At 65.7% G+C, this 12,252-nt stretch carries 14 protein-coding genes and 1 tRNA gene; 6 read left to right on the top strand and 9 right to left on the bottom strand.

Features of this window, described 5'->3' with window-relative positions:
* Nucleotide 1 precedes the first annotated feature (1 nt).
* The 3 genes from VGC77_RS11605 to VGC77_RS11615 all read left to right on the top strand — a co-directional run bounded on the left by VGC77_RS11605 (nucleotide 2) and on the right by VGC77_RS11615 (nucleotide 2,671).
* Nucleotides 2-511, top strand: a complete 510-nt coding sequence (locus VGC77_RS11605) for a GNAT family N-acetyltransferase (RefSeq protein ID WP_331171718.1) — start codon at nucleotides 2-4, stop codon at nucleotides 509-511.
* Nucleotides 512-591: 80 nt separating this feature from the next.
* A complete protein-coding gene (gene ppa, locus VGC77_RS11610; protein WP_331171719.1) occupies nucleotides 592-1,137 on the top strand; it encodes an inorganic diphosphatase in 546 nt (181 codons plus the stop codon).
* A gap of 52 nt (nucleotides 1,138-1,189) precedes the next feature.
* The gene (locus tag VGC77_RS11615) at nucleotides 1,190-2,671 is read left to right on the top strand and encodes a M20 family peptidase (RefSeq protein ID WP_331171720.1); all 1,482 of its coding nucleotides are present in this window, start codon (nucleotides 1,190-1,192) and stop codon (nucleotides 2,669-2,671) included.
* Between the two features lie 258 nt (nucleotides 2,672-2,929).
* Here the strand turns inward: VGC77_RS11615 and folD are convergent, their stop codons facing one another.
* The 3 genes from folD to VGC77_RS11630 form a co-directional block, all read right to left on the bottom strand.
* Nucleotides 2,930-3,817, bottom strand: a complete 888-nt coding sequence (gene folD, locus VGC77_RS11620; RefSeq protein WP_331171732.1) for a bifunctional methylenetetrahydrofolate dehydrogenase/methenyltetrahydrofolate cyclohydrolase FolD — start codon at nucleotides 3,815-3,817, stop codon at nucleotides 2,930-2,932.
* 191 nt (nucleotides 3,818-4,008) lie between these two features.
* Nucleotides 4,009-4,332 carry a DUF167 domain-containing protein gene (locus VGC77_RS11625; RefSeq protein ID WP_331171721.1) on the bottom strand — a complete coding sequence of 108 codons (324 nt, stop codon included), beginning with the start codon at nucleotides 4,330-4,332 and terminating at the stop codon, nucleotides 4,009-4,011.
* A gap of 42 nt (nucleotides 4,333-4,374) precedes the next feature.
* Entirely contained in the window at nucleotides 4,375-4,665 is a 291-nt protein-coding gene (locus VGC77_RS11630) for a YggT family protein (RefSeq protein WP_331171722.1), read from the bottom strand.
* A gap of 196 nt (nucleotides 4,666-4,861) precedes the next feature.
* Here VGC77_RS11630 and VGC77_RS11635 point away from each other — a divergent pair.
* A tRNA-Ala gene (locus VGC77_RS11635) sits at nucleotides 4,862-4,937 on the top strand.
* A gap of 142 nt (nucleotides 4,938-5,079) precedes the next feature.
* Here VGC77_RS11635 and VGC77_RS11640 read toward each other — a convergent pair.
* From VGC77_RS11640 to VGC77_RS11650, 3 genes are all read right to left on the bottom strand, one after another.
* Nucleotides 5,080-5,880 carry a glutamine amidotransferase gene (locus VGC77_RS11640; RefSeq protein ID WP_414709649.1) on the bottom strand — a complete coding sequence of 267 codons (801 nt, stop codon included), beginning with the start codon at nucleotides 5,878-5,880 and terminating at the stop codon, nucleotides 5,080-5,082.
* Between the two features lie 145 nt (nucleotides 5,881-6,025).
* On the bottom strand, nucleotides 6,026-6,805 hold the full coding sequence (locus VGC77_RS11645) for an SDR family oxidoreductase (RefSeq protein ID WP_331171724.1): 780 nt from the start codon (nucleotides 6,803-6,805) through the stop codon (nucleotides 6,026-6,028).
* Nucleotides 6,806-7,082: 277 nt separating this feature from the next.
* Nucleotides 7,083-7,628 (bottom strand): TerB family tellurite resistance protein, encoded by a 546-nt coding sequence (locus tag VGC77_RS11650; RefSeq protein ID WP_331171725.1) that lies wholly within the window; start codon nucleotides 7,626-7,628, stop codon nucleotides 7,083-7,085.
* Nucleotides 7,629-8,001: 373 nt separating this feature from the next.
* On the opposite strand from VGC77_RS11650, the gene VGC77_RS11655 reads away from it, so the two are divergent.
* Entirely contained in the window at nucleotides 8,002-8,307 is a 306-nt protein-coding gene (locus VGC77_RS11655; protein ID WP_331171726.1) for a hypothetical protein, read from the top strand.
* A gap of 43 nt (nucleotides 8,308-8,350) precedes the next feature.
* Here the strand turns inward: VGC77_RS11655 and VGC77_RS11660 are convergent, their stop codons facing one another.
* The 3 genes from VGC77_RS11660 to VGC77_RS23675 form a co-directional block, all read right to left on the bottom strand.
* Nucleotides 8,351-9,787: an adenylate/guanylate cyclase domain-containing protein gene (locus tag VGC77_RS11660; protein WP_331171727.1), complete on the bottom strand. Its 1,437-nt coding sequence runs from the start codon at nucleotides 9,785-9,787 to the stop codon at nucleotides 8,351-8,353.
* Nucleotides 9,788-9,794: 7 nt separating this feature from the next.
* Nucleotides 9,795-11,183: a cytochrome P450 gene (locus VGC77_RS11665; RefSeq protein ID WP_414709648.1), complete on the bottom strand. Its 1,389-nt coding sequence runs from the start codon at nucleotides 11,181-11,183 to the stop codon at nucleotides 9,795-9,797.
* Between the two features lie 204 nt (nucleotides 11,184-11,387).
* On the bottom strand, nucleotides 11,388-11,486 hold the full coding sequence (locus VGC77_RS23675) for a hypothetical protein (RefSeq protein WP_414709650.1): 99 nt from the start codon (nucleotides 11,484-11,486) through the stop codon (nucleotides 11,388-11,390).
* Between VGC77_RS23675 and VGC77_RS23680 the strand changes: the two genes are divergently transcribed.
* Nucleotides 11,442-11,774 carry a hypothetical protein gene (locus tag VGC77_RS23680; RefSeq protein ID WP_414709651.1) on the top strand — a complete coding sequence of 111 codons (333 nt, stop codon included), beginning with the start codon at nucleotides 11,442-11,444 and terminating at the stop codon, nucleotides 11,772-11,774. The two genes, VGC77_RS23675 and VGC77_RS23680, sit on opposite strands and share 45 nt — an antisense overlap.
* The last annotated feature ends 478 nt before the right edge of the window (nucleotides 11,775-12,252 follow it).

Consider the following 12,252-nt stretch of genomic DNA (forward strand, 5'->3'; position numbering starts at 1 on the left):
CATGAGCACAACCCTGATCGAGGTTCGACCGGCCAAAGCTGCGGATGCGTCCGCGGTGGCCGCCACCCATGATGAAGCCTGGCGCTCGGCCTATCAGGGTATTATCCCCGGTGCCGAACTCGAAAAGCTGATCAACCGGCGCGGTCCGAACTGGTGGGACTCGGCGATCCGCAAGGGCAGCCGCGTCAGCGTGCTGTGCTTCGGCGACAAGGTTGCGGGCTACGCTAATTACGGTCGCAACCGCGCCCGCAGCCTGCAGTTCGAAGGCGAGATCTACGAACTGTATCTGCGTCCGGAATTCCAGGGCCTCGGCTTCGGCCGCAGGCTTTTCACCGCGGCGAAGCGCGACCTGGTGCAGAGCGGGTTGAAGAGCATGGTGATCTGGGCGCTGTTGGATAACGAACCGGCGACCGAGTTCTATCGCGCGCTGGGTGGACGAATGGTCGCGCGCTCCTCGGAGCGATTCGGTGCGAAGTCTCTCGACAAGGTGGCATTCGCCTGGTCACACTGACCGCCGCCCATCCCCTGACCCGCTGCGGCACCGCCCGGCGGCGTCTTTGATTTCAACACGACCAATCTGGAGTTTCATCGATGCGCATCGACGCAGTTTCGCTCGGCGCCAACCCACCGTATGACGTCAATGTGATTGTCGAGGTGCCGGTCGGCGGCGAGCCGATCAAGTACGAGATGGACAAGGCCGCCGGCACGCTGGTGGTCGATCGGTTTCTCTATACCGCGATGCGCTATCCGGGCAATTACGGCTTCATCCCGCACACGCTGTCCAACGACGGCGACCCCTGCGACGTGCTGGTCGCCAACACCCGTGGCATTGTGCCGGGCGCGATCATCAGCGTGCGGCCGGTCGGCGTGTTGCTGATGGAAGACGAAGCCGGCGGCGACGAGAAGATCCTCGCGGTGCCGTCGTCGAAGCTGACCCAGCGCTACGACCGCATCCAGAACTACAGCGACATGCCTGACATCACGCTGCACCAGATCCAGCATTTCTTCGAGCACTACAAGGATCTGGAGCCCGGCAAATGGGTCAAGGTGACGCGCTGGGGCGATGCCGACGAGGCGCGCCAGCTGATCCTTGACGGGATCGAACGGGAAAAGTCGGCGAAGACGGCGAAAGCCTAACACCCGCCGGGGCCCTGCCCGGCGACGCCGGTTGCTGTCGAAGGAGATCGCGATGCGACGGCTGCTTCGGGTGATCCGCAATCTGGTGGCGGCACTCGTTGCCGCCATCGTCCTGCTCGCCGGCGGACTGACGCTCAACGCCTACCGGCATGGCTCGCGGCAATTGCAGGTCGCAGCCGTGCCGCCGGTCGACGTCGACGCCACCGGCGCCGCGACGCGGCTGTCGGAAGCGATCCGCTTTCGAACCATCTCGAATTTTCTCAATCCCGAACAGGACGCCGCAGCGCTCGCAGCGCTGCAGGCGCATATCGTGGCAAGCTTCCCGGCGTTTCATGCCGCGGCCAAGCGCGAGGTGGTGGGCGCCCACAGTCTGCTCTACACCTGGGAGGGCAGCGATCCCGCGGCCAAGCCGATCGCGCTGCTGGCGCATCAGGACGTGGTGCCGATTGCGCCGAAGACCGAGCCGGATTGGCTTCAGCCGCCGTTCGACGGCGTGGTCGCCGACGGTTTCGTCTGGGGACGCGGCTCCTGGGACGACAAGGGCAATCTCTACGCGATGCTGGAGGCCGCCGAGGCGATGGCCAGGCAGGGTTTCCGTCCGAAGCGCACGGTGTATTTCGCGTTCGGCCATGACGAAGAGGTGTCCGGCCTGCGCGGCGCCGGCGCCATCGCCAGGCTGCTGGCGTCGCGCGCGGTCAAGCTGGATTTCGTGCTCGACGAAGGCCTGTTGATCACCGACGGCATCATGACCAGGCTGTCGCGGCCGGCGGCGCTGATCGGGGTTGCCGAAAAGGGCTACGCCACCTTGGTACTCACCGCCCGCGCCACCCCGGGGCATTCCTCGATGCCGCCGCGGCAGACCGCGATCGGCATGATGAGCGCGGCGCTCAGCCATCTCGAGGACCACCGCCTGCCGATGCAGATCCGCGGCACGGTGGCGGAGATGTTCGACACCCTGGCGCCGGAGATGCACGGCGTTTACCGCGTCGTGCTGTCGAACCTGTGGCTGTTCAAGCCGCTGTTGCTGCGCGAATTCGAAAAGACCGGCCCGACCGAGGCGATGCTGCGCACCACCACGGCGCTGACCATCTTCAACGCCGGCGACAAGGACAACGTGCTGCCCGGAATCGCCGAGGCCAGCGTGAATTTCCGGCTGGTGCCGGGCGACACCCAGCAGAGCGTCACCGACCACGTCCGCAACACCGTCGGCAATGCCAGCATCGCAATCAGCGGCTTCGACGGCAATTTCGATCCGCCGCCGGTGACCGGCACCAACAGCGCGGCCTACCGCCAGCTCAACCAGACCATTCGCGAGATCTTTCCCGACGTGGTGGTGGCGCCCGGGCTGATGGTGGCGGCGACCGATTCACGGCACTATGCCGAGCTCGCCGACAACATCCTGCGGTTCTCGCCGGTGCGGGCGACGTCGGAAGATCTCAAGCGCTTCCACGGCACCAACGAGCGGCTCAGCATCAAAAACTACGCCGACATGATCCGGTTCTATCGGCGCCTGATCGAGAACGCGGCGGGATAGTCCGGCTTGCCGCGACGCCGGCCTCTTCTCTCTCCCGCTTGCGGGGAAGGGTGCCCTCGCGCAGCGCCGCGTTACGACATATTCCGCCGTCATCCTGAGACAGCCCGGCGAAGCGCGCAGCGCGAAGCCGGGCGTCTCGAAGGATGGCTGCAAGCACATTGCAGAGTCCCACACTCGAAGCCGCATCCTTCGAGGCCCTCGCGTTGCTCGGGCGCCTCAGGATGACGGCACGGCAGATGAGGCCAAGCGCCGTGGGAATTACACCCCCGGCTTCGGCAGGCCGTGGATCGCGCAGGCGGCGCGCAGCGTGTTGACCAAGAGGCAGGCCACCGTCATCAGTCCGACCCCGCCCGGCACCGGGGTGATGGCGCCAGCGACTTCCTTGGCCTCGGCAAACGCAACGTCGCCGACCAGTTTGTCCTTGCCGCCGTCCGGCGACGGCGTGCGGTTGATGCCGACGTCGATCACCGTGGCGCCCGGCTTGATCCAGGAGCCCTTCACCATCTCCGGCTTGCCGACCGCGGCGAACACCAGATCGGCCTGCCGGCACAGCGCCGGCAGATCGCGCGAGCGCGAATGCGCGATGGTGACCGTGGCGTTCTCGTTGAGCAGCAATTGCACCAGCGGCTTGCCGACCAGATTGGAGCGGCCGATCACGATGGCATTCATGCCCTGAAGCGACGCGTGCACCTGCTTGGCCATGATGATGCAGCCGAGCGGCGTGCACGGCGTCAACGCGAACAGCCCGGAGGCGAGCCGGCCGGCGTTGACCGGGTTGAGCCCGTCGACGTCCTTGGCCGGATCGATCGCATCGATCACCGCGTTGCTGTCCAGCCCCTTCGGCAGCGGCAATTGCACCAGGATGCCGTGCACCGCGGGATCGGCGTTGAGCTTGGCGATCAGCGCCAGCAGCTCGGCCTGCGGCACCTCGGCGGGCAGCCGGTGCTCGAACGAGGCCATGCCGGCCTCCTTGGTCTGCTTGTGCTTAGAGCGGACATAGACCTCGGAGGCCGGATCGCTGCCGACCAGCACCACCGCGAGCCCCGGGGTGACGCCATGGTCGCGCACCACCCGCGCCACTTCCTCGGCGACTTTGCCGCGCAACTCCGCCGAGATGATTTTTCCGTCGATGATCTGCGCGGTCATGTCGTTCCCCATGTCGGTGGTGCCTTGCGGCATCGGAAGCAGGCTCCCTCTCCCATGGGGAGAGGGCTGGGGTGAGGGGTTACGACCTCTCGTGAGGCCGTACCCCCTCACCCGGATCGCTTGCGCGACCCGACTCCGATGCGGAGAGGCGAAGAGTTGCGGAGGTGCTATTGCCCAACTCGGACGCCGAATCAATCCGGCTTTGGCGCGGTCAGCCGGCGCAGGGTTTCGCCGAGTTGCTTCGGATCGCCGTCGACCGCGAGCTGTTTCAGCCGCGAGGTGGTCCCGGACAGCACCCGCACCGCGCGTTTCGGCACGCCGAGCGCCTTGGCCAACAGCTCGGTGACCGCGCGGTTGGCCTCGCCGCCCTCGGCGATGGCGCGCACCCGGACCTTCACCACGCTGCGGCCATTGGCGAGCGTTTCCAGCCCGTCGATGTCGTCGCGGCCGCCGCGCGGCGTCACCCGCAGCGCGACGCTGATGCCCTGGGCGGAATAGCGCCAGGCCTCGGTCACGGCCGCAGCCAAGCCCCTTGATGCGGCCGGAGCGTCACCCGCTCAGAACACGCTGGGGTAGATGTAATAAGTGATCACCCGCTGCAGGAACATGATCAGCAGGATGACGATGATCGGTGAAATATCGAGGCCGCCGAGATTCGGCATGATGCCGCGGATCGGCGCCAGCACCGGCTCGGTGATTCGGTAGAGAAATTCGGACACCGAAGACACGAACTGGTTGCGGGTGTTCACCACGTTGAACGCGATCAGCCATGACAGGATCGCCGAGGCGATCAGCAGCCAGATGTAGAGGTCGAGGACGATCAGGACGATGTCGAGAATGGCGCGCATGGCGGGGTGGCTCGCGGGGGTTGGTCGCGGATTCGACTGATCCCGTAAATATCGGTTCGGCCTGCGCCAAACAAGGGAAGTTCCGAGTTAAAATGCCGCGCAAAACATCGGGTTCAGTCGTTCTTGACTTGGCCCGGGAGGGGACTGTAAATGACGCCGTCTGCTGGCTGCTTCGCTTGGTCGAACCAGTCGCGACGGGGCCATAGCTCAGCTGGGAGAGCGCGTCGTTCGCAATGACGAGGTCGGCGGTTCGATCCCGCCTGGCTCCACCACGCTTCGCCTTAGGCTACGCGTGGCGCAGCCACGCTAGCCGAAAGCGAAGCGTGCCCGGCATAGCCCGCAGGGCGACGACGGGCAGCCAGCCAGCAGCTTTCATATCCCCCAAGCCAGCGCCGATCACCTGATGCGCCCACGCTATTCCGCCGCCTGCGCCAGTCCGGCGTCGGGCAGGATCAGCGGTGTCGGCGCCAGCCAGACGCCGAGGAAATCGCGCAACCAGAGCCGCTCGGCGAAGTCGTGCACGGCGCGGTCGCTGAAATGATCGTGGCGCGGCCGGGCGCCGGGCAGCTCCAGCCGGGCATGGCCGCGGGTGGTCCAGCGATGCATCATCGCGTAGGTGACGTCGGGATGAAACTGGAAGCCGAAGGCGTGGCCGGCGCGGAACGCCTCGACCGGAAAATCGCTGCCTTCAGCCAGCAATTCGCCGTCCGCCGGCAGATCGAAGCCCTCGCGATGCCAATGATAGACCTGCTCCGGCCAATTGGCGCAGATCGCGCGGCCGGCCGCGGTGGGACGGATCGGGTAATAGCCGATCTGGGCGCGGCCTTCGGCGTGCGGCGCCACCCGCGCCCCGAGCTGCGCCGCCAGCATCTGCGCGCCGAGGCAGATCCCGAGAAACGGCCGGTTTTCCTTCAGCGGCACTGCGATCCAATCGATCTCGCGGCGCACGTAGTCGTCGGGGTCGTTGGCGCTCATCGGGCCGCCGAAAATCACCGCGCCGGCGTGCTGCTGCAGCGTCGCCGGCAGCGGATCGCCGAATCGCGGCCGGCGGATGTCGAGCGGGTGGCCGAGCAGCCGCAGCGCGTTGCCGACCCGACCCGGGGTCGACATTTCCTGATGCAGCACGATCAGAACCGGCCGCAGATCGGGAGCACGCGGCGCGATCGACACCGGGGCGACCGCGGTCGAAAGCCGCAACAGCTCTGCAGAACCCATATTAGCCGATTGAACCGACATCCGTTTTTCTATTTGGCCGGTGATCGGTCAGCATACCGCGGTTTGCTGTAATCCGCAGAGAAATTTGTAAGCAGGCCGCCGATCAAATCTCAGGCAGCGGCAACCGCCTTGTTTAGCCGCCGGTTCAACGCCGCCGCAGCTGAATTTTCCCGACCCCCGCCAGCACGAAACCGCGCGGAAAAAACCGCAGCAAGAGCGGCACGATCTTGATGCCCAGCCCCGGCAGCACCGCGCGCTTGTTGGCCATCAGCCCCTCGAAGCCCTGACGGGCAACGTCGGCCGCCGGCACGTTGAGGATCGCGCTGTCGACCCCCGGCTCGAACCCGGCATGCTGCTGGAACTCGGTCAGCACCGGCCCCGGGCATAACGCGGTCACCCGCACGCCGTGCCGGCCGAGTTCGGCGTGCAACGCCTCGGTAAACGACAGCACGAAGGCCTTGGAGGCGTAGTACACCGCCATGCCGGGACCCGGCAGGAAGCCGGCGATCGAGGCGACGTTGAGAATGCCGCCGCGCAGCCTGATGACGCTGGCGGAAAACCGCAGCGACAGGTCGGTGAGCGTCCGGATGTTGAGGTCGATCATGCCGAGCTGGGCGCTGCGATCGAGCTGATCGGCCTGGCCGAACAGGCCGTAGCCGGCGTTGTTGACCAGATATTCGACTTCGACATTGGCCTCGGTGAGCGCCGCGGCAATCTTGTCGCCGGCGTCGGGCTGCCGCAAATCGCAGGCAATCACCAGCGGTTTGGCGCCGCCGGCGGCGACGATTTCCTGCGCCAGCGCATCCAACCGCTCCGCCCGGCGCGCCACCAGCGCCACCCGGTGATGATGAGACGCAAAAACGCGCGCCAGTTCGGTGCCGATGCCCGCGGAGGCACCAGTGATCAACGTCACGCGCTCAGTCACGTTTCAGAACTCTTCGATTGATGAACGTATCGGCGATGCTTTGTGGAGATGACCATAGCCATTAGGCGCGAAGCAAGAGCCGTGCAAGGTTATCGCGCCGTCCAAACGGACGAGCGCGCGCGCTATCGAGTTTTCTTGGCGTATTAAGATTTGTTAATGTCGGCAGCGGCAACGACCGGCGCTTAGCCGGGCAACCACCGCGCTAAACGCCAGTCGTCTTTCTCGCGCGGCGTGCGGTGCGCGATCGTTCCCGCGCCAGATCTTACGGGGCGAGATCTTATGGTGCGACGTCGTCGGCCTGCGGCTCGGCGATCGGGCGGCCGGCGGCAAAGCCGATTGAAGCTTTGCCGATCTGGTTTTCGCCGATCTGGCTTTCGGCGACCTGACGCTTCAGGTTGATGCGGTCCCGGGCCGAGACCGCGAGCAGGTCGGCGGCGCGCCACACCACGTTCTCCTCGAACTCGGTGACGTTGCCGTCGGCATAGACCAGCTCCCACATCATCTCGATGATCCGAAGCCGGCCCTCTTCATTGACCGTGCGCATGATCACACTGGTGAAATGGTACAGATCGACGGCGTCGCCTTCGGCCAGGGTGGCCGACTTGATCAGCCGGGCCGCGGCGCCGGCGTCGAGCCCGAACCGGGTTTCCAGCAGGGCGTGAAGCTTGCTTCTTTCCACGTCGGACGGCTCGCCGTCGAGCGAGATCACGTGGATCAACAGCGCGGTCGCCGCCAGGCGATAGCCGTTGTCGTCGAATGACAATTCGTCGTCGGTGGCCGGGGCCACGACATCGGCAATGAATTGGCGCAGTCGGCTCAGCATCGATTTGACCGGGTTTGGGACAACGGATGCCAAGGCGGCCATCATCCTGTGAAAGAAATTCTATGACTGAAATTGCAACGCTGGCAATCCGCCGGCGTTCCCGACGCCTGGGTTACGGTTAAGAAATCTTTGGCTGGATCGCAGCCCGGCCAATGCCGTCGCGATTTGGGCGCGATGGCGGCCGGCGCGACGGCTGTTCGCGCGCGCCCAGCGCGATCGGTCCGCCCGTCAAAAATCCTACAAGCTTCCCTGCTATCACTCCACGAAAAGCGCTCGATTAGCAGGGCCGATAGCGGTCATTGCAAAAGCCATTTTCGCCGGCAGGAATCGTGATATAAGTAATTGCTTCTTCTCGAACCATGAGGGGGGCATCTTGGGTGAACTTCACGATTGGCTGATCGATCAGCATCACGGTCTGCGGACCTACCGCGCCTTTCACCAGAAGGCCGATCAGTTGGCGCAGCGCGACAGCCGCCACCGGGCGCTGTATCGGATGCTCGCGCTGATCGTCACCGACTACATCGACGCTTATGACGATCAGCCGCTGCCGGTTGACGTGGCGGAAGCCGCGTTTGATCGTCTGCTCGGCGTCGTCTCGGCGGCAGAGAATTCGCTGCAGGCGCCGGTCGCAGACCAAATCGTCACGCTGAACCGGATCGCCGAGGCACGCTTGTTCTGACGCTGATGGTAAATGGACCCAGGGCTTGGGTGATGCCTCACCTTCAAGGGATCTCGTAGACCACCACCTTGTCGGCGATGCCGCGCAACGCCGCCTGCTTCTGGATCGGGGTGATGCCGGCCTGCCGCAGCAGTGTCGCCACCGCCGGCGCCGCGATCACCGTGCCGGTGATGTGGATCGCCTGCGAGGTCGCCAAGCCCTGCACCCGCGAGGCGATGTTGACGGTCTGGCCGAAATAATCCTGCCGTTCGTTCAGCATCACCGCGAGACACGGCCCTTCATGGATGCCGATCTTGACCACCAGATCGGCGGTGCCGCGCTCGGCGTTGAGCGCGTCCATCGCCGCGCGCATCCGCAGGCCCGCGGCCAGCGCCTGCTCCGGGGCGACGAAGGTCGCCATCACCGCGTCGCCGATGGTCTTCACCACCGCGCCCTTATGCGACGAAATGATCTCCAGCAGCGCGCGGAAATGCGCCCGCACCAGATCGAACGCGGCGAGGTCGCCGACCCGTTCGTACAGCGCGGTCGAGCCCTTCAGGTCGGTGAACAGGAAGGTCAGCGAGGTGATCTTCAGCCGCTGGTCGATGGTGAGATTGTCGGCCTTGAACACGTCGCGGAAGGTCTGGTTGCTGAGCATCCGCTTGGCGGTAAGAAACGGTTTGCGCTGGCCGAGCAGATGATGCAACGCGTCGGCGGCGATGAACACCGACGGCAGCACCCGGGTATCGGCGCGGTTGTCGAGCGACAATTGCAGCGGGCCCGGCCGCAGCGTGATGGTTTCGGTCGGCGTCGCCAGCTTGTGATAGACCAGCGAAAGCTGCTGCACCTCGTCGGTCGGCTCACCCTGCACGTCGATGAATTGCGCCGCGTGGGTGACCGGCTCGAACACGATGATGAATTCGGGCGGCAATTGCAGCGCCCGCGTCACGCTGCGGCCGGTCGGCAGTTCGATCGCATCCAGCGTCACCTCGCCGGTAAGCTGGGCAAATCCCTGCTCGTTGAAATCGACGCCGGAACTCCAGAACATCTGCCGGAAATATTCCCAGATCGGCAGCGTATTCGGATCGTGCGCGGCGATCCGCCTCACCCGCGGCGCCACGGTGAACGCCACCTCGACCTGCTTGTCGACCGAGGCTTCGTAGTCCGAAGCGCATAGCCCGCAGTGATACTCGTCCGGGCGCAGCGATTTCAGCGTGTTGTGGGCGTCGAGCACGCCACCGCAGCCGGGACACAGCACGTTCCAGCTCAGATCGAACAGCCCGAGCCGCGAGGCGTGCAGGAAGCCGGAGATCACCCGCTCCTCGTCGAGTTCGCGCCGCGCGGAGAAGTCCAGCAGGTTGATGCGGTTGAGCTCGCGGTCGGAGCCCTCGGCCACCAGGCGTTCGATGGCTCTGGCGACCGCGGGCTCGGCGGCCTGCTGCAACGCCGCGAATTGCGCGGAGCTGTCGGTCGATTCGATCGAGGGGGTGTCAATATCCAAGCCAACCTCAGCGCGGTGTCAGACGAAACAACGGGGAATGATCGGGCTGCGTGGTGACGACGCCGATCGGCAGCACCGGCGTGGTGTCGCGTAGCTCGACGCGGAACCGGCCGACGATCCCGGACAGCGCCAGCGTGGCTTCGACCAGCGCGAAATGCGCGCCGATGCAGACCCGGGCGCCGACCCCGAACGGCAGATAGGCGAAACGATCGGGCGGCGGACGGCCCGGCAAAAAGCGCGCCGGCAGAAAGGCGCCGGGATCCTGCCACAGCTTTTCGTGGCGATGCAGCAGCCATGGCGCGATCACGATGACGTCGCCTTTGCGCACCGGATTGCCAGCCACCACGTCGCGGCCCGCGGCGGCGCGCGCGATCAGGAATGCAGGCGGATAGAGCCGCAGCGTCTCGTCGATCACCGCGCGGGTGAAGCTGAGACGCTCGACCTCGGGCGCGACGCCGGCGGGTAGGCCGTGCAGTTCGGCGGCCACCTGATCCTGGCTGTCCTGGTCGAGCGCCAACAGATACAGCGCCCAGAACAGCGCGGTCGCGGTGGTCTCGTGGCCGGCGAGGATCATGGTGGCGACCTGATCGCCGAGCTGCGGTTCGGAGAACGCCTCGCCGGTTTCGGGATCGCGCGCCGCCATCATCAGGTCGAACAGGTCGCGCGGCGGCGCGCCGTCGAGCTTGCCGGCGGCGCGGCGCTCCGCCATCAGTTGCGCGATGAACCCGGTCCAGCGCCGGCGAAACCCGGCGCGGACGACATCCAGCGGCGTCGGCCAGGCCAAGGGCAGCAGCAGATCGAGAAAATGCGGCCGCGCCAGCCGAGTGCCGTAATCGATCACGAAGTCGCGCAAGCTGCGGCCGTGTCGGCCCATCGCGAAGGAGAACATGGTGCGGCCGGCGATCTCCAGCGCCATCCGCTGCATCGCCTCGCGCAGATCGATAGCGGCGTCGCCGGCCGCTTCGAACTCGGCGAGCGTCTCGTCGATCGCCGAGCGCATATGCGGCACCAGCGTCGCCACCGCGCGCGGCGTGAAGGCCGGCGCCAGGGTGCGGCGCTGATGCTTCCAGGCGCGGCCCTCGGCGAGCAACAGGCCTTTGCCGAGCATCGGCTGCAGCACCCGGATGCCCGCCGCGGTGCGGACGTAGTTCTCGTAATTGTCGACCAGCACGTGGCGGATCGCGTCGGGCGTATTCAGGATGAAGCTGGAGTGACCGAAGAACCGGCCGCGCACCACATCGTCCTGATAGGCGCGCGCGCCCCAGCTCGCGATCGCGTTGTTGCGGAGCGCCGCCAGCCGCCCGAACGCGGTCATGGTGTCGGAGGCGCGCGGCGGGGCCGGCGGCCACAGCGGTCGATGCGACGGCGGCATCTGATGGGCTGCGGCTGTGCTCACAAGGGCCTCGCTGGGCAGGAACCGATCCGGACGCACCTCATAGCTAGGAACGCGGGGCCGCAACCGCAACGCAGCGTCGCAGACGCCGCCGCTCACTGATCGGTGAGGCCGGCTGCCGCGCCGGGTGCGGGTCGCCGCGCTGGACATGCCCGACGGCGCCGAGCGGTGCGAGACCGGCCGCCGGCGGTGCGCGAGCGGACGATCTCAGCGGCCGTTGTCGGCCAGCGCTTTGGCGCAGGCCCTGCTCAGCCTTGCGCGATGCTCCTGCAGACAGGACAGGATTACCATATCGCCGTCGTTAATCTGGGCGCGGCAGAACCGCTGGACGTCGCGCGCGCAGCCGGGATCCTGACGTTGCCCCTGCTGGGCCTGCGCTCCGGTGGCCAGCAGCAGAGCGGGAACCACAAAAAGCCATCGTGTCATCAATCGACCTATCGGAAATTGAAAAACCAAACTGCCGCGCTAGCCGGCATAGCGGCAATTTTAACGTGCCTCCCTGCGCGCCGCAACGCATTCCGCATCACCCGAGCGGGCGGCGGACCTGTCCGGATGAAGCGTGAGATGCTGCGAAGAGCGACCATGCTGGGGTGAACCAAGCCGGAGCCAAGGAGGATTTTGACACTAACGTCGTTTTTCCGACCTGACCGGAGGGAATTACCAACAAGACACCGATACCTGCCGCTTGTTATTGCCATCTCCGCGTCACGCCGGCGAGGTACTTGCGTCCCGCCTTTGCGCGGCAGATTGATGCGTCTCGATTTGCGCGAACCTATTTCGTGAGCGGCCAAACGACATTGAATCGTTGCACAACACAATCAGCAGCTGAAATTCACTGGCTGCCCAAGCGCGTTCAATATAATCATGGTAGCACTTGCTCATCCGCTTGTGCGTCTAAGGGAATAGAATGCATTTCGCGCATTCGACCGAAAATTCCGATCAATCCGATTGGCAGCCGCTTTTCGAGCATCTGATTGAAGCGGCAGAGCTGGCGGCGACGCGTGCTGACAAGTTCGGGGCCGCCGCGGCGGCGGCGCTGGCGGGCCGGCTGCACGACCTCGGCAAATATGCG

The sequence above is a fragment of the Rhodopseudomonas sp. genome (assembly GCF_036404135.1).
Classification (GTDB): Bacteria; Pseudomonadota; Alphaproteobacteria; order Rhizobiales; family Xanthobacteraceae; genus Rhodopseudomonas_A.